Annotated in this window: 14 protein-coding genes; 6 read left to right on the forward strand and 8 right to left on the reverse strand. The window is 67.7% G+C overall.

Features of this window, described 5'->3' with window-relative positions; translation table 11 throughout:
- Window positions 1–15: 15 nt before the first annotated feature.
- The 6 genes from ABFD52_09465 to hutU all read right to left on the reverse strand — a co-directional run bounded on the left by ABFD52_09465 (window position 16) and on the right by hutU (window position 5250).
- Window positions 16–720 carry an ATP-binding cassette domain-containing protein gene (locus tag ABFD52_09465; protein ID MEN6560989.1) on the reverse strand — a complete coding sequence of 235 codons (705 nt, stop codon included), beginning with the start codon at window positions 718–720 and terminating at the stop codon, window positions 16–18.
- 9 nt (window positions 721–729) lie between these two features.
- Entirely contained in the window at window positions 730–1464 is a 735-nt protein-coding gene (locus tag ABFD52_09470; protein ID MEN6560990.1) for a hypothetical protein, read from the reverse strand.
- Entirely contained in the window at window positions 1437–1907 is a 471-nt protein-coding gene (locus tag ABFD52_09475) for a redoxin domain-containing protein (protein ID MEN6560991.1), read from the reverse strand. The genes ABFD52_09470 and ABFD52_09475 overlap by 28 nt, the downstream gene beginning before the upstream one ends.
- Window positions 1904–2959 (reverse strand): 6-bladed beta-propeller, encoded by a 1056-nt coding sequence (locus ABFD52_09480; GenBank protein MEN6560992.1) that lies wholly within the window; start codon window positions 2957–2959, stop codon window positions 1904–1906. Before ABFD52_09480 ends, ABFD52_09475 begins: the two co-directional genes overlap by 4 nt.
- Before the next feature lie 67 nt (window positions 2960–3026).
- Complete coding sequence (locus ABFD52_09485; protein ID MEN6560993.1) at window positions 3027–3242, reverse strand: hypothetical protein; 216 nt, start codon at window positions 3240–3242, stop codon at window positions 3027–3029.
- A 337-nt stretch (window positions 3243–3579) separates the two neighbouring features.
- Complete coding sequence (gene hutU / locus ABFD52_09490; protein MEN6560994.1) at window positions 3580–5250, reverse strand: urocanate hydratase; 1671 nt, start codon at window positions 5248–5250, stop codon at window positions 3580–3582.
- A gap of 162 nt (window positions 5251–5412) precedes the next feature.
- On the opposite strand from hutU, the gene ABFD52_09495 reads away from it, so the two are divergent.
- Complete coding sequence (locus ABFD52_09495; protein MEN6560995.1) at window positions 5413–7422, forward strand: diguanylate cyclase; 2010 nt, start codon at window positions 5413–5415, stop codon at window positions 7420–7422.
- On the opposite strand, the gene ABFD52_09500 is transcribed toward ABFD52_09495, so the two are convergent.
- Entirely contained in the window at window positions 7419–8735 is a 1317-nt protein-coding gene (locus ABFD52_09500; GenBank protein MEN6560996.1) for a hypothetical protein, read from the reverse strand. The genes ABFD52_09495 and ABFD52_09500 overlap by 4 nt on opposite strands.
- Before the next feature lie 111 nt (window positions 8736–8846).
- Between ABFD52_09500 and ABFD52_09505 the strand changes: the two genes are divergently transcribed.
- The 5 genes from ABFD52_09505 to ABFD52_09525 all read left to right on the forward strand — a co-directional run bounded on the left by ABFD52_09505 (window position 8847) and on the right by ABFD52_09525 (window position 18957).
- Complete coding sequence (locus ABFD52_09505; GenBank protein MEN6560997.1) at window positions 8847–9671, forward strand: HD domain-containing phosphohydrolase; 825 nt, start codon at window positions 8847–8849, stop codon at window positions 9669–9671.
- Window positions 9672–9676: 5 nt separating this feature from the next.
- Complete coding sequence (locus tag ABFD52_09510) at window positions 9677–10246, forward strand: flavodoxin family protein (GenBank protein MEN6560998.1); 570 nt, start codon at window positions 9677–9679, stop codon at window positions 10244–10246.
- A 339-nt stretch (window positions 10247–10585) separates the two neighbouring features.
- Window positions 10586–13339, forward strand: coding sequence for a pitrilysin family protein (locus ABFD52_09515; protein ID MEN6560999.1), 2754 nt, complete (start codon window positions 10586–10588; stop codon window positions 13337–13339).
- A 493-nt stretch (window positions 13340–13832) separates the two neighbouring features.
- A complete protein-coding gene (locus tag ABFD52_09520; protein MEN6561000.1) occupies window positions 13833–16685 on the forward strand; it encodes a TonB-dependent receptor in 2853 nt (950 codons plus the stop codon).
- 76 nt (window positions 16686–16761) lie between these two features.
- Window positions 16762–18957 (forward strand): sulfatase-like hydrolase/transferase, encoded by a 2196-nt coding sequence (locus ABFD52_09525; protein ID MEN6561001.1) that lies wholly within the window; start codon window positions 16762–16764, stop codon window positions 18955–18957.
- On the opposite strand, the gene ABFD52_09530 is transcribed toward ABFD52_09525, so the two are convergent.
- Window positions 18902–20989 (reverse strand): GWxTD domain-containing protein, encoded by a 2088-nt coding sequence (locus tag ABFD52_09530; protein MEN6561002.1) that lies wholly within the window; start codon window positions 20987–20989, stop codon window positions 18902–18904. The two genes, ABFD52_09525 and ABFD52_09530, sit on opposite strands and share 56 nt — an antisense overlap.
- Window positions 20990–21064 lie beyond the last annotated feature (75 nt).

A 21064-nucleotide genomic window follows, 5' to 3' on the forward strand; every position in this document is an offset into this window, starting at 1 on the left:
GCCAGGGACCATGCTTCACGGGCCGGCCAGGCGGAGGAACACGGATTCGAGGTCCGGCCCGCTTCTGGCCGCGCGCAGCAGCCGCCATTCCCGGAGCCCGGCATGGGCGATGGTCTCGCCGCGGCGGAGGACGACGAAGCCGTCGGCGATCCTCTCCATCTCGGCCAGCATGTGGGAGCTGAGGAGGATGGTCTTCCCGGCGTCACGAAGGCCGCAGAAGATGTCGCGGACGCATTTGACCGACGGCGGGTCGAGGGCCGAATAGGGCTCGTCGGCGACGAGGAGGTCCGGCCCGAGGACAAGGCTCTGGAGGTAGGCGAACTTCTTGGCGTTGCCCGCCGAGTAGGAGCCGGGCTTGCGCCGCAGGAGCGCCGGATCGAAGAGCAGGCTCCGGGACGCCGCCAGGACGGAGGCGCCGAAATCCCGGCCGTTGCCCCCGCCGCGGTCATGGCGTTCCCGGGACAGCCCGAGGAGAGCCCAGCCGTCGAGACCGGCCAGGAAGGCCGGCCGGTCGGGAACGTAGCCGACCCGGCCCGGGCCGACGGCCACGGTGCCAGAATCGGCCCGAAGGAAGCCCAGCACGATCTTCAGGGTGGTCGTCTTGCCGGCCCCGTTCTCGCCGAGCATGGCCGTGATCGTGCCCCTCCGGGTCTTGAAGCTGACGTCCCGCAGGGCCTCGACCCGGCCGTACTTCTTGACCAGCTTGTGCGCTTCGATCATGAACCAGTCCTATTTCCGGAGCTCGAGGGCCGCGACGAGCCTGTATCGGGCAAAAGCGGCCAGGCCGAGACCGGCCAGGATGCCGGCGGCGAAGACGGGAAGCCGCCCCGACACGACGATGTTCGGCAGGACGGCGACGAGCGCGCCGAACCGGAGCGCGGCGCCAGGTCCGGGGAAGCGGCCCGCGGCCGCGTAGTCGACCAGCCCCGTCCGCGCCGTCGTCGACAGGATGAGCGCGATCACGGCCGCGGCCTGGGCCAGCAGCAGGACCAGCACGCTCGCCCCGCCCCTGAGGAAATGGCTCAGCACGCCGGCGGCCGCGACGTAATAAAGCCCGGCTAGGAGGGCCAGGCCGAAGCGGAGGACGAAGGCCGCGTCGAAGCCGCCGGCCGCCGCGCCCCAGCCCGCCAGCAGGCCGAAGAGCAGGCCGGCGTAAGCCGCGATGACGGCGGCGACGACGAGGCTCTTGAGGCCGAGGTAGCCGCGGAACCGGCCGCCGAGGAAGAGGACGCTCTCCATGGCCCCGCTCTCGACCTCGGTGCGCACGGCGTCCTGGCAGCCGACGAGAAAGAGATGGGGCAGGAGGAAGAAAAAGAGCCTGGCCGCGGTCCCGTAGGATTCGTGGAGGCCCGTCCAGACGATGAGGGCCGGGAAGGCCAGCCCGGCCGCGACGACTGGCGGCGAGGCCAGAAGGCCGCGGCGGGCGGCCCGCCAGGTCAGCGCGAGAAGCGCCGGGTCAGGCATCGGACGAGCTCCTTCCGGCGGGCGTCCGGTCCGAGGTAGGGATCGTCCCGGTAGACCGCCTCCGTTCCCAGGAGCAGCGCCCTGTAGGGAACGGCATCCACCTTGTATTTCCGGAAGAGGGTCTTGCGCCGGTCGAGGACCACCGGCGCGGTCCAGGCGTGCTTGTCGAGGAAAACCTGGAGGTCGTCGCGGAGAGCCAGGGCGACGCCGACGACGGCGACGGGCCAGCCCCCCCGGTCGACGAGATAGCGAGTCTCGAAGAGCTCCTCGTAGCAGACCGGGCACTCGATCGAGAAGAAGACCAGGAGAACAGCGCCCGTCCCGGGCGGAGCCGCCTCGTCGAGGCTGGAGCAGATGCGGGCCGTGGACGGCCCCGCGGCCGGGGCCTGGAGCCCGGCCGCGACGAGCGCGGCCGCCGCGACGAAAGGCAGGACCGGGCTCATCGCCCGACCTCGAAGATGCGCAGCTCGCCCTCGTCGTCGACGGCGAACATGCGGCCCCCGACGACAAGGAAGCGATGAACGGGGCAGGCCAGCTCGACCACGGCCAGGAGACCGCCCTGCCCGTCGACGACCGAGACCGTCCGGCCCGGTCCGAGGTCCCGGCCGTCCAGGGGATCGGGGGCCGAGAGATAGAAGCGCCCGCCGTCATAGGCCGCGGCCCAGCAGAAGCCCTCGAGCCTGATCGCGCCCCGGAGGGAAGGGATGTCCAGGGATCTGAAGGCATGCCGTTCGTCGACCGGGATCTCCCCGAGCGTAGCCCCCGACGCCGAGAAGCGGCGGATGGTCCGCTCCGCGATCCGGCGGACGACATAAAAGTCGTCTTCGGCGCCCGGACAGATGAGGATCATGTTCCGGAAGGCGTCGAGGGCCGGATCGGACGACCTCGAGGCGTCGAGCGCCGTCCAGACCTCGCGGCCGGTCGCGTCGAAAGCGTGCAGGAGCCGCTCGTCCGGCCGCTTGCCGGCGGGGTTGGCGGTGACGAGGAGCCGTCCTTTCCCCAGGTGATAGACCCGGTCCGGCGGGAAAGGGACTTTGAAGCCGCCGAGGAGCTTCCCGTCGCCGTCGAACGTCTGGATCCGGAAATTAAGCTTGTCGGCGACGGCGACCGCGCCGCCCGCGACGGCCAGGCCCGACGGCAACGACAGTTCGCCCGGTCCCGCGCCCTTGCGCCCGAAGGATCGCAGGAACCGGCCGTCCCGCGAAAAGACCTTGACGGCGCAATCCAGCCCGTCGGCGATATAAAGGCGGTCGCCTCCCCAGGCCAGGGCCAGGGGCCGCCCGAGCACGGCCGCTTCCTCGCCGTTCGCGGCCCGCCCGATCTCGACCGCCTTCCGGCGGGCCACCCCCGGCCCGGACAGGCCGGCCGGCCCCCCCGCCGCGGCGCCGGGTCCGCTCCCCGCTTTCGCGCCGGCGAAGGCCGCTCCTCCCGCGACGGCCAGAACGACGGCGGCGGCCGAAACGGCCGCCGCCGCTCCGCGTCTTGTCACGATCATCCCGGTCCCCCCGTCCGCCGGTCCGAGGCGGGCCCCCACCACCGGGGACCCGCTTCGGCCGCCGCGCTCAGATGCTCAGCATGCACTTGCCGAAGGCGACGTCGCAGGCGGTGAGCAACAGCGCCATCTTGTACCAGGGCGCGTCGATCGTGAAGACGTACTCCCGGCACTTCACGTGGTTGGAGTTGCAGTCGGTCTGATTGTTCACGTCGGCCGAAGCGAAGGGCGCGCTCGCCGTGAGCAGGATCAGGCCGGCCAGGGCCAAGATCGCCAGCTTCTTCATGGGCTCTCTCCTTTCGCCCCTTATATAGCAAGGCGCATGCCACTGCCTGGCCTTAATCTGGAGATACAATCCTTTGAAAAAGAAGAGGATAGAAACCGGGTCGGGCGCGCCCTGGCAACGCGGGTTGACGATCGCGGAAAAAAGAAAGGAAGGACGGTCACCGGCAGGGAGCGGAGTCTTCGGAGCGACCATCAGAAGCATGGCGGAGCGACTCGGCCGTGATTCTGACCTCCGCTCCCCAGAGTCCGCTCCGCGCCGGACGGGGAGCAAGAGACATATCGCGCGCAAAGCCGGAGAGAGGTTCGCTTGCGCGCGTCCCCGGCGGGCCCCCGCCCGGCTACTTCATCATCGGGATCTTGATGCCGTTCTTCCTGGCGCAGGCGACGGCTTCCGGGTAGCCCGCGTCGGCGTGCCGCGCGACGCCAAGCCCCGGGTCGGCCGTCAGGACGCGCTCCAGGCGCCGCCCCATCGCCGCCGTGCCGTCGGCCACCGTGACCATCCCGGCGTGGATCGACAGCCCGATGCCCACGCCGCCGCCGTGGTGAACGGACACCCATGAGGCGCCGTTGACCGCGTTGAGCAGGGCGTTGAGGATGGGCCAGTCGGCGATGGCGTCCGAGCCGTCGCGCATGCCCTCGGTCTCGCGGTTGGGCGAGGCGACCGATCCCGTGTCGAGGTGGTCCCGGCCGATGACGACCGGCGCCGAGATCTTGCCCGTCCGCACCAGCCGGTTGATGACCGCGCCGAAGCGGGCCCGCTCGCCGTAGCCGAGCCAGCAGATGCGCGACGGCAGCCCCTGGAACTTGACCTGCTCCCGGGCCTTGCGGATCCACCGCGCCAGGGCCTCGTCCTCGGGGAACTCCTTGAGCACGGCCTCGTCCGTGGCGTAGATGTCCTGCGGCTTGCCCGACAGCGCCGCCCAGCGGAACGGCCCCTTGCCGACGCAGAAGAGCGGCCGGATGTACTCGGGCACGAACCCGGGGATGTCGAAGGCGTCGGCCACCCCGGCCTTCTGGGCCTGGCCGCGGATGTTGTTGCCGTAGTCGAAGGTCCGGGCGCCGCGCTTCTTGAGCTCGAGCATGGCCTCGACGTGGGCGGCCATGGCCGCGTACGAGCGCCGGATGTAGTCGGCGGGGTCTTTCGTCCGCAGCGCGATCGCCTCCTCGTACGGCAGGCCGTTCGGGACGTAGCCGTTGAGCTCGTCGTGGGCCGAGGTCTGGTCGGTCAGCACGTCCGGCGTGATGCCGCGGCGCACGAACTCGGGCAGGACGTCGGCGGCGTTACCGAGCAGGGCCATCGACAGGGGCGCGCCCCTGCGCATGGCCTCGTTGGCCAGCTTCAGGGCCTCGTCCAGGCTGTCCGTCATCGTATCGACGTAGCGCGTCTGGAGGCGCCGCTCGATGCGGCGCCGGTCGACCTCGACGACGATGGCCACGCCGTCGTTCATGGTCACGGCCAGCGGCTGGGCCCCGCCCATGCCGCCGAGCCCGGCCGTCAGCGTCAGCCGGCCCTTGAGCGAGCCGCCGAAGTGCTTCCGGGCCGCGGCCGCCAGCGTCTCGTACGTGCCCTGGAGGATGCCCTGGGTGCCGATGTAGATCCAGCTGCCGGCCGTCATCTGGCCGTACATGGTCAGGCCCAGGGCCTCGAGGCGCCGGAACTCGTCCCAGGTGGCCCACTTGGGGACGATCATGGCGTTGGAGATGAGGACCCGGGGCGCTTCGGCGTGGGTCCTGAACACGGCCACCGGCTTGCCCGACTGGACGACGAGCGTCTCGTCGTTCTCGAGCTTCTTCAGGCTGGCCACGATGGCCCGGTAGGCCTCCCAGCTGCGGGCGGCCTTGCCGGTGCCCCCGTAGACGATGAGCTCGGCCGGCTTCTCGGCCACCTGCGGGTCGAGGTTGTTCATGAGCATCCGCAGGGCGCCTTCCTGCGACCAGCCCTTGGTCGTCAGGCGGGAACCCCTCGGGGCCCGGATATTCAGGATCGGCTCGGAGGCAGGCTTGGCCATATTTTGTCTCCTCTGCGGCGTTATCTGCGAAAAATATACCACAGCCCGGCGGGCCTTTCAAAACCGGAAAAAAGCGGTTGACCCGGGCCGCCTTCTGTTGTAAATAATGGGAGGAAAAGGAAGAGGACGCGGCTCTTTCGCAAGAAAGACGCAGCGAGGGCTATGATCCAGAAGCGTATTGTCGTAATCCATCCGTCTTCTGCGGAAGCCGAGCGCCTGGCCCGCCTGGCCCAGAAGCACGGCCCGGTCACGACGCAGACCGACCCGGAAGCGGCCTTGCCCGATCTCGCCGCGGGCGGCGTCGCGGCCGCGGTCGTCGACGCGGCCTTTGCCGCTTCGCTCTCCCTCCGCTCCATGGTCCGGCCGCCGACCGGCGTCCTCATCACCGGGGCGGCCGAAGAGGATCTGGCGCGCGCGGCCGAAGGCTGGCCGGCCGCCGTCGACATCGACGTCTGCCTGACCTCCCCCGCCGCGCCGCGAGAGATCCCCTTCCTCCGGGCCCTCGGCCGGGTCGTCGAAATCGCCCGGCTCAAAACCGAGGCGGCCGACCTGCGGCGCTCCCTCGGCCTCCAGGAGGTCAAGGTCAAGGACGTGCTCGGCGAGATCAGCGAGATCAAGGGGCTGCTCAACGCCGGCTTCCTGCACGAGGTCGAGAAGCGCCTGGCCATCGAGGCCCGCTACGTCGGCTCGCAGAAGGAGCGCCGGCAGTTCGAATCCATCCTGCGCCGGATCTACGGGGCCGACGACGTCAGCAGCCTGCTCGACATCGTCCCCGACATCCGGGACATCGTCCGGGCCGCCAGCGTCTCGGTCTACCTCCTGGAGGAGAACGAGGTCATCGGCCGCTACCTCAAGCCCCTGGTCTGGGACAACACCTTCCTGATCCACTCGGACTTCTCCAGGTACATCGCCCCGCTCGAGTCCCAGGATTTCGCCGCCTCGGTGGCCCGGTTCGGCCACGACATCAGCATCGCCAGCCTGGCCTATGACCGGCGCCTGAGCAAGCGCTACACCTCGCTGCTCAAGGCCGCCCCGAAGAGCTTGCTCGGCGTGCCGATCATGCAGGGGCCGCGGGTCATCGGCGTCCTGGAGGTCACCAACAAGACCGCCGGCGGCCAGCTCGTCGCCGAAGGCTTCAGCCGCGAGGACCAGCAGACCCTGCGCGGGCTGTCGGACCACATGGCCATCGCCATGGCCAAGCTCAATCTCATCCAGTACGACCCCCTGACCGGGCTGCTGCGGCCCGAGCCCTTCTTCGAACGGGTCCTCCAGAAGGTCAACGCCCTGAGCAAGCGCCGCCGCGAGGAAGGCGCCATGGCCCTGGTCATGGGCGACGTCGACTGGTTCAAGGCCTACAACGACCGGAACGGGCAGGAGGCCGGCAACCGGCTGCTGCGCGAGCTCGGCCACGTGCTCAAGCTGGCCATCCGCGAGGAGGACGTCATCTGCCGCTACGGCGGCGAGGAGTTCCTGTTCTTCCTGATGGGCGTCAAGGGCGTGGAGGAGGCGGCCCAGCTAACGGAGCGCATCCGCAAGAACGTCGAGGACCACTACTTCGAGCTCCAGGAGTTCCAGCCGCGCGGCAACCTGACCATGTCTTTCGGCGTCACGGTCTTTCCGAAGGAGGCCGGCGGCGAGCCCGCCCCGCTGACCAAGAAGGAGATCAAGCGCCTGGCCGGCGAGGCCGACCTGGCCCTGGCCGAGGCCAAGGGCAAGCGCCGACCCGACCTCAAGCCCCGCGAGCCCGGCGAGGCGCCGGCCAACAAGAACCGGGTCTGCTCCTTCGCCTCGCAGGACCTGGGCGAATGCGAGATCGCGGGCCGAACCGCCCCGAGCTTCCGCGAGAAGCGCAAGTACGAGCGCTTCAACGTCTCGACGCCCTTCCTCGTCCGCGAAGAGGGCGGCTTCCGGGTCGCCAAGACGGTCAACATCAGCCTCGAGGGGGCGCGCATCGTTTCCGACGCTCCCGTCGCCGGGGGGATCTCGCTCGAAACCATCCTGATCATCGAGGACACGGCCACGCCCATCCGGAGCACGGTCGTCTATTCCGAAAAGGGCGGCGGCGACGCGGGCCTCTACTACTCGGGGATCAAGTTCGAGAGCCTGACGTTCAAGGAGATCCGGAGCCTGGAGAGCTATCTCTCCCACTTCCGGAAGAGGGACGCGCTCTAGCCTTCCTCGATCTCGTCCCGGAGCGCCAGCAGGTAGGGCAGCCGCGGCGTGACGCGGGCCTGGAAAGCCTTGCGGATCTCGCCCACGTAGGCCGCGAACGCGGCGAACTCCTCGAGGTTGCTCCAGTTCTCCATGCTCAGCCGCTCGAGCAGCCGGCGCAGGACCTGGGGATTGAGGACGGCTTCCGTGTAGCGGGGCAGCACCCAGGCGTCCTTCTCGCACATCCGGACGACGCGCAGGAAGAGCGCCCGCAGGCCCTCCTGCCAGTTGATGAGCTCCTGCTTGATGAAGAACTGGTCCTTGGGCGATTCTGTCTGGCCGAGCCGGACCGACAGGCGCTGGCCTTCTTCGAGCGTCCGGTCGACGGTCGACAGCAGCTTCTCCGGATCGGCGATGGGCGTCCGGTCCTTCTGAAAATAGTGGATCTCGCCCAGGCCGTTGGCCGGCTCGGTGCGCCGGTAGCTTTCGATACAGGCCTCGACCTCTTCCTCGGCGACGCCGCCGGTGATCTTGGGCGCGGGCGCAGGGGCCGGAGCGGGTTCCGGTTCGGGCTCAGGCGCGGGGGCGGCCTCGACCGGAACGGGTTCCGGTTCGGGCGCGGGCACCGGCGCCGCGGCGGGGGCTTCCGGCTTTTCGGCGGCCGGCGCCCCGGAGATCAGGTCGGGGATGCGGGGGATGTCGGGCACGGCCCGGCGCGCGTCGGCGTCCATCCGGGCCAGGTCCTCCTCGGCGAAGGGCTGCCCGCCCAGCCGCCCGAGATTGGCGGCGGCGGACTCGATGGCCAGGAGGTCCTTGATCTTTCGCAGCTTCTCGAGCTCGTCGTCGAGATCGAACCCGGCGGCCTTCGACGGCTCCTCGTCGATGACCTCGGCGACGATGCCGAAGCGCTCGCGCAGGTCGTTCTTGAGGAAGGCGGCCCGCTCGGAGGTCTGCTGCCGGATAGCCTCGAGATGGTCCTGGATCTCGTTGACCCGCTTGATCTCCTCGACCGTGGACTTGGCCAGGGCGTCGATCTCGGCCTGGAACTTCAGGACCTTCTGGAAGCGATCGCGGGCCTCGTTGAGCAGGCCGGCCCGCTGCTCCTCGAAATCGCGGACCATGGTCCGGTAATCGTTGAGGGAAGATTTCTCCTTCTCGAAGTCGCGCTCGATCTCTTCCTTGCGCAGGCGGGCGGCTTCCTTTTCGCGGTTGATGCGCTCGATGAGATCGGAGTCGACGTCGCGGAACTTCTTCTGGAGGATGCGCTCGAGCTGCTCTTCGACTTCCTGGATGACTTGAGACGAATCCCTGAAAATGTTCGGGTCGTGTTCCATAGCCGCTCCTTCAACCTTAGCGCGCCTATTATGAAGATTCGGTCGCCGGATTGTCAAGAAAATTTGGCCGAACTTGAACACGAAAATGAAAAGGGGTATAAGAAAACCTAAATGAAGGAAGACGGGGTCCTGCTGGTCGTCAAGGATGACAAAAAACGGGCGGAGATTTGCGCATTTTTGTCCGAACGCGGCATCGACGTCGATGCCCGGACGAGCCTGCCCGAGGCGCCCGACGCCTCCGAAATGCGCCGGATGAAGAAGGAGCTGGCCCGGCACCTGCGCAAGGCCCGGGAGCTCGAGGAAGCCTACGACACCACCCTCGAGAACTTCATGGCCGCCCTCGACCTGCGGGACGTCGAGACGTACGGCCATTCCAAGACCGTGGCCCGCTACAGCCACGTGCTGGCCGAGGCAGCCGGCATCAGCGATCCGGAGGCTCTCGACAGCATCCGCAAGGGCGCCCTGCTCCACGACGCCGGCAAGATGGCCATCCCCGACTCCATCCTCAAGAAGCCCGGACCGCTGGCCCCGAAGGAATGGGAGATCATCAGGCGCCATCCCGCCCTGGGCTACGGCCTGGTGAGGGACGTCAAGCTCGTCCGCGAGGTCGGCGCCATCATCCTGTGCCATCACGAGCACTACGACGGCTCGGGCTATCCCAAGGGTCTCAAGGGGAAGGCCATCCCGATCGAGGCGCGGATCTTCGCCGTGGCCGACACGCTCGACGCCGTCACCTCCCACCGCCCCTATCGCGCGCCAAGGGACTTCAGGGCCGCCCGCCGCGAGCTTCAGAAGAACGCCGGCCGGCAGTTCGATCCCGAGGTCGTCGACGTCTTCTGCGGCATGGACCTGGCCGTCTGGGAGAAGATCCGCTTCGAGACGACCAGGCTGATGCCGCCGTTCGATCCGGACGGGATGCCGTCCGCCGCAAGGTGATCACCATGGCGAAAGCGAAGAAGGTTATGGTCGTGATGGCCAGTCCCCGGGCCCGGGGCAACAGCGCGGTGCTGGCCGCCGAGGCCGCGCGCGGCGCCGAGGAGGCCGGGGCCGACGTCCAGGTGGTCCGCCTGGCCCGGATGAAGCTCGCGCCCTGCCTCGCCTGCGAGGCGTGTCACAAGCCGGGGGCCCGCGGCTGCGTCCAGGCCGACGACCTGACGGCCCTTCACGGCGACATCAAGGCCGCCGGCGCCCTGCTCATCGCCTCGCCGGTCTACTGGTTCACGATGAGCGGCCAGGCCAAGCTGTTCATGGACCGGCTCTACGCCTTCGGCGCCGGGAAGTACCGCGACCTCAAGGGCAAGCGCGTCGGCATCATCCTCGCTTCGGGGACCGCCGGCCTCCGGGAATCGGGCGCGCTCAACGCCATGCGCTCGTTCCAGGACGCCTTTGCCTTTCTGGACTCTCCGATCGTCGGGATGATCCACTGCGGCGGGGGCCGGGCCGGGGCCGCGAAGCGGAACAAGGCCATGATGCAAGAGGCCTGCGCCCTCGGCCGTTCCCTCGTAAAATGAGGGACATGATACCCGTTTCCTATTTTCCCGCCTGTTGAAAAAGCAGGACACGATGTCTTTCTAAGGGTTCTTCTCCAGATTCCGGGATAATCCCTCTCTTCGGCTTTGCTCAGGGCATTGCCCTTTGCCCCCCGGCCCCCCCCTGGGAACCAGTTCGCACGGTCCCCCCCCGCTTCGCGGGTCCCCCTCTCCGGCAACGGGGATCTTCGAGGCAACGCCCATCGCCGCCGCGAGAGGGACGGGTATCATGTCCCGCATCGTTGAAACTTCGCCGGCCCCGTTCCCGTAATATTTATCTCGGCGTATAATTCTATTCATCCTCAAGAAAAGGAGCCATTCATGCGCAGTTCCCCGTCCCGTCGGGCCGCCGTGGCGGCCCTGGCCGCCGGCCTGGTCGTCCTGGCCGCCCCCTTCCTGGCCGCCCAGACGGCCAAGGTCGACATCCCCTACCAGAAGTTCGTCCTCGACAACGGATTGACCCTGATCGTCCACGAGGACCACAAGGCGCCGATCGTCGCCTTCAACGTCTGGTACCACGTCGGCTCGAAGAACGAGAAGCCCGGCAAGACCGGCTTCGCCCACCTCTTCGAGCACCTGATGTTCAACGGCAGCGAGAACTACAACGACGACTACTTCAAGCCCATGCAGAAGGTCGGGGCGACCGACCTCAACGGCACGACCAACGAGGACCGGACCAACTATTTCGAGAACGTCCCGGTCTCGGCCCTCGACCTCGTCCTGTGGATGGAGTCCGACCGCATGGGGCACCTCAAGGGCGCCATCACCCAGGCCAAGCTCGACGAGCAGCGGGGCGTCGTCCAGAACGAGCTCCGCCAGAGCTACAACGAGCCCTTCGGCATCACCGAGGACCTAATCTGCAAGGGCACCTATCCGCAGGGCCACCCCTACTCCTGGTCCGTCGGCGGCTCGATCCAGGACCTCGACAGCGGCAAGCTCGAGGACTTCCAGACCTGGTTCTCGACCTACTACGGCCCGAACAACGCCGTCATCGCCATCGCCGGCGACATCGACGCCAAGACGGCGCTCGAGAAGGTCAAGAGGTATTTCGGCGACATCCCGCCCTCGCCTCCCGTCGCCCGGCCCACCGCCTGGACCGCCAAGATGGCCGGGACCCACCGCGAGTCCGTCCAGGACCGCGTCGCCCAGGCCCGGATCTACAAGTTCTGGAACGTCCCGGGCTGGGGCACCGAGTGCGCCGACAAGCTCGATCTCGCGAGCTCCATCCTGGCCGACGGCAAGACCTCCCGGCTCTACAAGCGCCTGGTCTATGACGACCAGATCGCCAGCGCCGTCGGGGCCTACATCAACGCCCGCGAGATCGGCGGGCAGTTCGCCATCCAGGCCGACGCCAAGCCCGGCGTCGATCTGGCCCTGGTCGAGAAGGCCATCGACGAAGAGATGGCCAGGTTCCTCAAGGAGGGCCCGACCGCGGCCGAGGTCGAGCGGGTCAAGATCCAGTACCGGGCCCGCTTCGTCCAGGGCATCGAGCGGATCGGCGGCTTCGGCGGCAAGTCCGACATCCTGGCCTCGAGCCTGGTCTACGGCGGCTCGCCCGACGCCTACAAGAAAACCCTGAAGCACGTCGAGGACGCCACGCCGGAGACGCTCAAGGAAAGCGCCAACCGCTGGCTCGCCGACGGCGTGTACATCCTCGAGGTCCATCCGTATCCGGCCCTCAAGGCCGACACGTCCGGCGCCGACCGGAAGACCATGCCCGCGGTCGGCCCTTCGCCTCAGGTCACGTTCCCGGCCATCCAGCGGGCCACGCTCGGGAACGGGCTGAAGGTCCTGCTGGCCGAGCGCCACAACATCCCCGTCGTCCATTTCGCCCTGACGCTCGACGCTGGCTACGCCTCCGACCAGGGCGGCCTCGCGGGCACGGCCTCGCTGGCCATGAACATGCTCGATGAAGGCACGGCCAAGCGGACCTCGCTCCAGATCAGCGACGAGCTGGCCATGCTCGGGGCCAGCCTCGGCACGGGCTCGAACCTGGACGTCTCGTCCGTTTCCCTGACAACGCTCAAGGACAAGCTCGACCCGGCGCTCGCGATCTACGCCGACGTCATCCTCAACCCCTCCTTCCCGGAGGCGGACTTCCAGCGCCTCCAGAAGCTGCAGATCGCCCGCATCGCCCAGGAGAAGGCCTCGCCCTTCGGCATGGCCCTGCGCGTCTTCCCCAGGCTCGTCTACGGCGCCGGCCACCCCTACGCCATCCCCTTCTCCGGCTCCGGTTACGCCGACACCGTGGCCAAGATCACCCGGGCCGACCTGGTCAAGTTCCACGAGACCTGGTTCAAGCCCTCGGGAACCACGCTGATCGTGGTCGGCGACACGACCATGGCCGAGCTCAAGCCCAAGCTCGAGGCGCTCTTCAAGGGCTGGGCGGCCGGACGGACGCCCGAGAAGAAGATCCCGGCCGTCCCGATCGCGGCCAAGCCGGTCGTCTACATCATGGACAAGCCGGGCGCGCCCCAATCCATGGTCGTCTGCGGCCACCCCGCGCCCTCGTCGGCCGATCCGGACAACGTCGCCATCACGACGATGAACACCATCCTCGGCGGCGACTTCGTCTCGCGCATCAACATGAACATCCGCGAGGACAAGCACTGGAGTTACGGCGCCCAGAGCGCCATCCCCGGCGCCCGCGGCCAGCGGCCCTTCCTGGTCCTGGCGCCCGTGCAGTCCGACAAGACCAAGGAGACCATGATCGAGATCAAGGGCGAGCTCGAGGGCATCCTGGGCAAGAAACCCATCACTCAGGACGAGTACGCCAACGCCAAGAACAGCATCGTCCTGGGGCTGCCCGGCCAGTGGGAGACCATGGGGGCCGTCCTGGGATCGCTCGAGGAGATGGTCGAGTACGGCCTCCCGGACGACTACTACCAGAAGTATCCGGGACTCGTCCGGAAGCTGACCATCGCCGACCTGACCAAGGCGGCGGTGAAGACCGTCCATCCCGAGGGCGTCGTCTGGATCATCGTCGGCGACCGGGCCCAGATCGAGCCCAAGATCCGCGAGCTCGGCTTCTCGCAGATCTCAGTCATCGATGCCGACGGCAACGTCGTCAAATAAAGGGGACATGATACTTATACCCCTATTTCCTGAGATCTGAGCGGGGGGCGGGGCGACCCGCCCCCCTTTTTTTGCGGTCCCTTCTTTCCGGGGGCCCCATTCCGTGTCGCTCCGCCATGCTTCTGATGGTCGCCTCGAGGACTCCGCTCCCGGCCTGTCCCCCGCCCCCCCCACTTTTCTCGCTCCCGATCCTTCGAAACCCGTCGCGATGCGGGCCTGGCGGCGGATCGCGCAGACTGGAAAGGAGGCCTTGAAGATCGGACGAAACGCCCTGATCGGCAGGCCAGGGAGAGCTAAAAAATGGTATCATGTCCCGAATTCTTTACAGGGGAAAAAATAGGAAACGGGTAATCATGTCCCCCATTGTTAAGGCTTGACATCGGCTTTGGAGCGGCCCTATCATGCGGGGGAGGGGAATGGGGATAACCGAACGCCGAATAATCACGTCAGGGCTCCTTCCCTTCATCATCCGCATCGTCGAAAGGAGGCCATCGTGAGACAAGCCAAAACAGGTTTGGGCGTCCTGCTCGTCCTCCTCGCGGCCGGGCTTCTCGCGGCCCAGGACTCCACCCAAACGGGCATCATCGCCGGCCGGGTGCAGGACCAGGAAGGCAATCCCCTGCCGGGCGTGAGCGTGACCATCGCCAGCCCGGCCATTATCCGGGAGACCGCGGCCGCCGTCACCTCAACGAGCGGCACCTACAGGTTCGTCCTGCTGCCCATCGGGACTTACCGGGTGACCTTCGAGCTGACCGGGTTCAAGACGCTCGTCAAGACCGACGTCAGCGTGGCCCTGCGCGCCACGACCACGGTGAACGCCGCGCTGGAGGCGGCGGCCATCCAGGAGACCGTGACCGTCGTCGGCGAGAAGCCGGTCGTCGACATCAAGTCGGCCACGATCTCCACGAACTTCACGGCGGACATGCTGCAGAAGCTGCCCAGCGCCCGCGATCCGTGGAGCCTCATGGAGATGACGCCGGGCATGGTCATGAACGCCCAGAACGTCGGCGGCAACGCCAGCGGCTCGCAGAGCAGCGGCTACTCCCACGGCACCCTCCGGAGCCAGACCCAGTACAACCTGGACGGCATCACGGTGACCGACGCGGCCATGAACGGGGCCTCGGTCATGTACTTCGACTTCGATTCGTTCGCCGAGATCTCCATCGAGACGGGCGCCCACGCCGTCGACACCCAGTCGAGCGGCGTCGTCCTCAACATGGTCACCAAGTCCGGCGGCAACACGTTCAGCGGCGGGCTCAGCGGCTACGCCGAGCCCAACTGGAAGTGGATCCAGGCCAACAACGTCCCGGATACGCCGGACTACGAGAGCGCCGGGGCCGGGAACCCGACGAAGTACTACGACGATTACGGCGGGGACATCGGCGGACCGATCGTCAAGGACCGGCTTTGGTTCTACACGGCCTTCCGCCGGACCGAGATCAACCGCTTCATCATCGGCTACGAGGTCAACGGCCAGCCGGGCACCGAGTACACGGACCTCATCCACTGGACGGGCAAGCTGACCGGGCAGACCTCCAAGAACAACCGGGTCATGGTCTGGGTCAATTTCGACAACAAGATCCAGCCCAACCGTGCCGCCGGCACGCGCCGTCCCGAGGAAGTGACCTGGGACCAGAAGGGCCCGGCCTGGTACTTGCACGGCGAGGACACCTGGACGCTGAGCCCCAACCTCCTCCTGAACTTCAAGCTCGGCTACTACAACACCTGGTGGCAGGAAGGCCCCCAGTCGTCCGTGGACCTGAGCAAGCCGTCCGTCCTGATCCGCTATTCCACGCCCTACCCGCGGATGTACCAGGACGCCTACTACCAGTATTCCAAGTACTACAGCGACCGGCTCTCCTTCACGGCGTCGGCGGACTATTTCAAGGACGACTTCCTCGGCGGCGACCACGAGATCAAGGTCGGCTTCGACTACCAGCACACGCCCTTCAAGACGGACCGGCAGTTCCCGGGGAACCACACGCTCTATTTCAGCAACATGGACCGGACCGGGACCCGCGAGGTCTGGACCTGGCGCCAGATCCAGTGGGCCGAGACCAACGACATCTATTCGGTCTACCTCCAGGACATTTTCACGCTCAAGAAGCACCTGACCGTCAACCTCGGCCTGCGCTTCGACAGCACCCACATGCACAACGACGCCACCAGCGCCCCCGGCAACGCCTGGACCGACTACTACACCGAGCGGACGGGCGAGGCCGTGCCGACGTCGTCCCCGAAGATGAAGAACGTCGTCGACTGGAACGTTCTCTACCCCCGCCTCGGCCTGACCTACGACCTGTTCAACGACGGTTCCACGGTCCTCAAGTTCAACCTCTCCCGCTATTCCTACCAGGTCAGCTACGATCCCGCCTACCGGGTCATCGCCACGAGCTACTGGGAAGTCGATTACGACTGGCTCGGCGACTTCAACAGCGACCATGAAGCCCAGACCGACGAGCTCGGCGAGATCATCTACACCGACATCGCCACGAAGTACACCATCGACCCCCACCTCAAGGCCCCCTACATCAACGAGGCCGTCCTCGGCCTCGAGCGGCGGGTGACCAACGACATCGGCGCCAGCGTCAACTTCCTCTACCGCGAGACCAAGCGCCTCTTCTTCCCCTACAACCGGGCCGTCGACCCGGTCACGGATTACGCGGCCGTCCCGGTCACCGATCCCGGCCCCGACGGCGAGCTCGGCACGGCCGACGACGGCATCACGGTCAACGCCTACAGCCTCAACGAGGACAAGCTCGCCGCCATCGACTACTACGTGACGACCCGGAACGGATACAAGGAGTCCTACCGCGGCGTGGAGTTCAGCCTGCGGAAGAAATTCTCCCACCACTGGCTGGGCCAGGCCTCGGTCAGCTACGGGCGGAGCAACGTCAAGCTGCCGATCACGGCCGTCAACGATCCCAACAACCGTGTCTTCGAGGACGACGTCGTCGCCTGGAACGACTGCCCCTGGATCGTCAAAGTCATCGGGAGCTACGAGCTGCCCTTCGGCATCACCGTGGGCGGCTTCTTCAACTTCCGCTCCGGCATGCCGAGCCAGCGCTACCTTCTCTTCGACGGGGTGAACCAGGGCGAGGTCAACGTCGAGTTCGAGAAGTTCGGCAGCCATCGCTACCCCAGCATGACCATCCTGGACCTGCGGCTCAGCAAGGTCTTCAACGCCAGGAAGCTCGGCACCTTCGAGGTCATGGCCGACGTCTTCAACTCGCTCAACGCCCACACGCCCCTGGACTGGGAACAGGAGGTCACCAGCGGGCTCCACAGCGTCTACACCATTCTCGCCCCGCGGATCCTGCGGCTCGGCCTGAAGTGGAAGTTCTGAGCGCCGGCTGACGCGCGTTTTCGACGGTTCGAAGGGGAACTCGCGGGAGTTCCCCTTCTTTTGCTATATTAATGACGTGGGTGAATGCCTGGAACGCCGGGGCGGGAATTTCCGCCAGTTCGGCCCGGTCTTCCTTCTTTGTCTTCTCGCGACCGTCCTCTCCCCGTCCGTGGCGGCGGCCGCCGCCCCGCCGGCGAAGCTCAGCCTGCTCGTCGTCACGATAGACACCCTGCGGGCCGACCATGTCGGGGCCTACGGTGACAGGGAGGCCCGGACGCCGGCGCTGGACGGGCTGGCCCGGCGCGGGGTCAGGTTCGACCAGGCGTTCAGCCACGTCCCGCTCACCCTGCCCTCCCACTGCACGCTGTTCACGGGCCTCCTGCCCGCTTCCCACGGCGTCCGCGACAACGGCCAGCGGCTCGGCCCGGGCCCGGCGACCCTGGCCGAGGCGGCCCGCGCCCGGGGCTACGCCACGGCCGCCGTCGTGGGCGCTTTTCCCCTGGATTCGCGGTTCGGGCTGGCCCGGGGCTTCGACCTCTACGACGACCTCTACGGGAGCCGCAACAAGGCCCGCGACCTGGCCTTCGTCGAGCGGCGCGGCGGGGATGTCAGCGAGAGGGCCGGCCGATGGATCCGTGGACGCGGCCGGGAGCCCTTCTTCCTCTGGGCCCACTACTTCGACCCGCACGCGCCCTACGACCCGCCGCCCCCCTACGACAGGGACTTCGCCGGCCGGGAGTACGACGGCGAGATCGCCTACGCGGATGCCTGCCTGGGCCGGCTCCTCGCGGCGCTCGACGAGGCCGGGCGGACGGCTGACACGCTGATCGTGGTGACCTCCGATCACGGCGAGGGGCTGGGAGATCACGAGGAGAAGACCCACGGCATTTTCATCTACGACGCGACGCTCCGCGTTCCGTTGATCGTCGCCGGGCCGGGCATCCGGCCCGGAGGCCGGACCGTCGGGGCCCAGGCCGGCCTGGTCGACGTCCTCCCGACCGTTCTCGAGCTCCTGGGCTGGCCGGCCCCGAAGGGCCTGCCCGGCCGGTCGCTCGTCCCGCTGCTGACCCGCCCGGACGCCGGACGGACGGAAGCGGGGCGCGCGATCTACGTCGAGTCGATGAGCCCTCTCCTCGGCCGCAACTGGGCTCCGCTCCGCGGCCTGCGCACGCCCTCGTGGAAATACGTCGACGCCCCGGCCGCCGAGCTCTACGACGTCGCGGCCGATCCCGGCGAGACCCGGAATCTCCTGGACAAGCGCCCGGACGTAGCCGGGCGGCTCCGCCGCGATCTGGAGGCCGAGGTCCGGCGCCAGGCCGCGGGGTCTGCCGGGCCGCCGCAGGGGCCGGGACCAGGCCGAGAGGCCCGCGAGAAGCTCCGGGCCCTCGGCTACGTCGTCGGCGGCGCCGCCGCCGCGGCCGGCGGACCCCGGCCGGATCCCAAGACGATGATCGGCCTCGACAACCTCTTCAACGAGGCCGCGAACGCCTCGGCGGCCGGCCGGCTCGAGGAGGCCGAGGCGATCTACGGGGACCTGCTGCGCCGCGAGCCCGGGGACATCGTCGTCTACGATCATGCCGCCTACAACCTGACGAAGATGAACAAGGGGGACGAGGCCATCCGCATGCTGGAGGAGGCCGTCGGCCGCGGCCTGGTCAACGGCCAGGTCCTGGCCCATCTCGGCCTCTGCTTGCAGGAGGCCGGCCGGCTCGAGGAGTCCATCCGCGTCCTGGAGAGGGCCCTGGCCCTCGACCCGGACGCCGCCGAGACCCACAACGATCTCGGGGTCAGCCTCTACAAGAGCGGACGGCTAGAGGACGCGGCCGCGGCCTTTCGGCGATCGCTGACCCTCGACCCGCACGACGCCATGGCCGCGAACAACCTGGCGAACGCCCTCCTGGCCCTGAAGAGATACGACGAGGCGGCGGCCCAGTACGGCTCGGCCATCGCGCTGGACGGCGACCTGGCCTCGGCCCGCAACGGCCTGGCCGCGGTCCTGTACCGCCAGGGCCGGATCGATGAGGCCGTGAAGTCCTGGGAGAAGTCCCTCGAGCTCGACCCCGGGCTGGCGAACGCCCTCTACAACCTCGGGCGGGCCTATCTCCGGATGGGCCGCAGGGAAGAGGCCCTCGGCCTCTTCGAGCGTTACGTCCGCTGCGCCTCGCCCCGCGACGAGGCCAAGGACATCGACGAGGTCCGGGGCGTCATCGAAAGGCTCAGGAAGGAGCTCCGGCCGGCGATCTCTTCTCCAGGGACTCGACCAGCTTCCTGATGCGGTCCTGGCCGGGGCTGATCTCGAGCGATCTCTTCCAGACCGCCAGCGCCTCCTCGGTCCGGCCCAGCTTGAGGCAGCAATCGCCGAGCGAGTTCATGACGTTGATGTTCGAGCCGTAGGCCGCCAGGTAGTCCTGGTAGAAGATCACGGCCGCGCCGGGATCACCCTGGGCCTCGGCCGCCTGGCCGAGGAGCCCGGAGAACTCGTGCCGGGCCTTGTCCTTGAACAGCGGCTCGGCGATCGCCCGCAGGCCGGCGAAGTCCTTTGTCGTCAGCAGCCACTTGCAGTAATCCAGGGCCAGCTTGGCCGATCCGGGCGAGGCCTTGAAGGCCTTCGCCAGCCACCGCCCCGCTTCGGGCAGGGCGCCGCTCGCCAGGTACTGGTTGCCGATCATGTTGTCGTAGACCGGATCGCCCGGCGGCGGCAGGGGGTAGGACACGACGAAGGGGCGCGGCAGCGTTTCGGCGTGCGAGACGTAGAATCCCGCTTCCCGCGACGCCACGGTCGCGCCCGCCTGGTCGAGGACCTCGACCCGGGCCGTGTACAGGGCCGGGGCCAGGGAGGCGAGGGGCACGGCCTCGAAGACGTCGGGCAAGCCGGCCGTCTCGGCCAGGGAGCGGCGCGTCTCGAAGACGACCTTCTTGTCGTCGGAGACGGCGATCCGCAGGGCGCCCGATCGCCGCAAGGACGGGCCGAGGCCGAGGGCCTGGCAGAAAAGATAAAGCGTGTCCGACCGCGCGAAATCGGCCCGGGGCGAGAGCACGAACTGGCGGGCGCCGAAAAGATAAGGCTTGCTCTTGCCCTGATAGGACGAGTTCTCGACCGTCCGGTTGGCCAGGACCAGGGGGCCGATCTCGGGCCCGCCCGGAGGCGTGATCGTGATCTTGGCTTCGGCGGACGTGAAGTCCTTGGAGGCCGCGTTCTTGACCAGGACGCTCAGGTTGTAGGAGCCCTCGATCAGGGGGAAAAGGTCCTGGAAGCTGAAGAGCTTCGTCTTCAGATTCTCCATCTGCTCGCCGCTGAACTCCATCGGCAGCAGGCGTTCGCCCTGGTGGACGGCCCGGCCGCGGTCGTCGGAGACGAGGAGGTTGATCTGCAGCGTCGTCGCGTATCGGTCGCCGCGCCGTTCGAAGGAAAGCTTGGACGGCTCGATGAGATAGTGGACGAACGCGATCCCCGACGGGTCGCGGAAGACATGGACGGCGAAATCGTTGTCGACGTAGTTGGCCGTGTACTCCACGCCGACGGAGTCCTTGTACTTGAGGAACTTCTCGGCGTAGATGTCCTTGACCTTTTCCCGGGGCACCGAGGGGATCTGGGCCTGGATGAGGATCTCGGACGCGATCGAGGGCTGCGTGATCTGTCCGCTCTCGGACGGGATCAGGGACAGGGACACGCCGGCCACGGCCGGCTCGATCGCCATGAGCTGCTTGAAGGCAGCGTAGGCGTCCGTCGGGTCGGCGTAGGAGTCGACCATCAGCTCCCTGGGGCCGTGGCTGACGGGGCTGTAGAGGACCCATTCGCCCACGCCGTCCTTCTTGAAGAAGACGACGTAGAAGGTGTTCGGCAGGCCGAGCTTGGCCATGCCGTCGTAGAACCAGAGGATCGTCGGCCGCAGCTCGGTCGTGTTCTCGTACCGTTCGATCTGGTTCGGCATGCCGAGCGTGATGTAGACCTGGCCCATGGGCGTCCGCCAGCCGGGGCCGGGCGTGTCCCGCCCGAAGTTCTGATCGGCGTAGGCGATGCGCCGGTAGTGCTCCTTCTGGAACTCGTTCTCCGGCGTGTTCGGGTCGGGGTCGCGCTGCCTCCAGAAGGCCTCGATGAAGCGCTCCCGCTCCCGGTCGGTCGTGAGCTGGAGGAAGACCTCCTTCTCCTTCGGCGTGATGATGTAGACGACCTCCTCGTCGAGCCAGGTCCGATAGCGCTCCGGCAGGCCCCCCGCCTTCTTCGCGGTTTGGCCGCCGGAGGCGAGGCCGAAGCCGAGGCAGGCCAGCAGCGCGATGCCGATGATCACTTCCGTCCGTTTCATGCGTCCTCCCAGTCGCCGCTCCGTCCCCCTTTGACGCCGGTCCAGTTAGGGATTACCATAGGGACGGCCGTCAGG

Source organism: Acidobacteriota bacterium (genome assembly GCA_039683095.1).
Lineage (GTDB): Bacteria > Acidobacteriota > Aminicenantia > Aminicenantales > Saccharicenantaceae > RBG-16-66-30.

Excerpts from the sequence above, each read along its gene's own strand:
- ABFD52_09465 (MEN6560989.1), bottom strand. The coding sequence starts at position 720 with ATGATCGAAGCGCACAAGCTGGTCAAGAAGTACGGCCGGGTCGAGGCC.
- ABFD52_09470 (MEN6560990.1), bottom strand. The coding sequence starts at position 1,464 with ATGCCTGACCCGGCGCTTCTCGCGCTGACCTGGCGGGCCGCCCGCCGC.
- ABFD52_09475 (MEN6560991.1), bottom strand. The coding sequence starts at position 1,907 with ATGAGCCCGGTCCTGCCTTTCGTCGCGGCGGCCGCGCTCGTCGCGGCC.
- ABFD52_09480 (MEN6560992.1), bottom strand. The coding sequence starts at position 2,959 with ATGATCGTGACAAGACGCGGAGCGGCGGCGGCCGTTTCGGCCGCCGCC.
- ABFD52_09485 (MEN6560993.1), bottom strand. The coding sequence starts at position 3,242 with ATGAAGAAGCTGGCGATCTTGGCCCTGGCCGGCCTGATCCTGCTCACG.
- hutU (MEN6560994.1), bottom strand. The coding sequence starts at position 5,250 with ATGGCCAAGCCTGCCTCCGAGCCGATCCTGAATATCCGGGCCCCGAGG.
- ABFD52_09495 (MEN6560995.1), top strand. The coding sequence starts at position 5,413 with ATGATCCAGAAGCGTATTGTCGTAATCCATCCGTCTTCTGCGGAAGCC.
- ABFD52_09500 (MEN6560996.1), bottom strand. The coding sequence starts at position 8,735 with ATGGAACACGACCCGAACATTTTCAGGGATTCGTCTCAAGTCATCCAG.
- ABFD52_09505 (MEN6560997.1), top strand. The coding sequence starts at position 8,847 with ATGAAGGAAGACGGGGTCCTGCTGGTCGTCAAGGATGACAAAAAACGG.
- ABFD52_09510 (MEN6560998.1), top strand. The coding sequence starts at position 9,677 with ATGGCGAAAGCGAAGAAGGTTATGGTCGTGATGGCCAGTCCCCGGGCC.
- ABFD52_09515 (MEN6560999.1), top strand. The coding sequence starts at position 10,586 with ATGCGCAGTTCCCCGTCCCGTCGGGCCGCCGTGGCGGCCCTGGCCGCC.
- ABFD52_09530 (MEN6561002.1), bottom strand. The coding sequence starts at position 20,989 with ATGAAACGGACGGAAGTGATCATCGGCATCGCGCTGCTGGCCTGCCTC.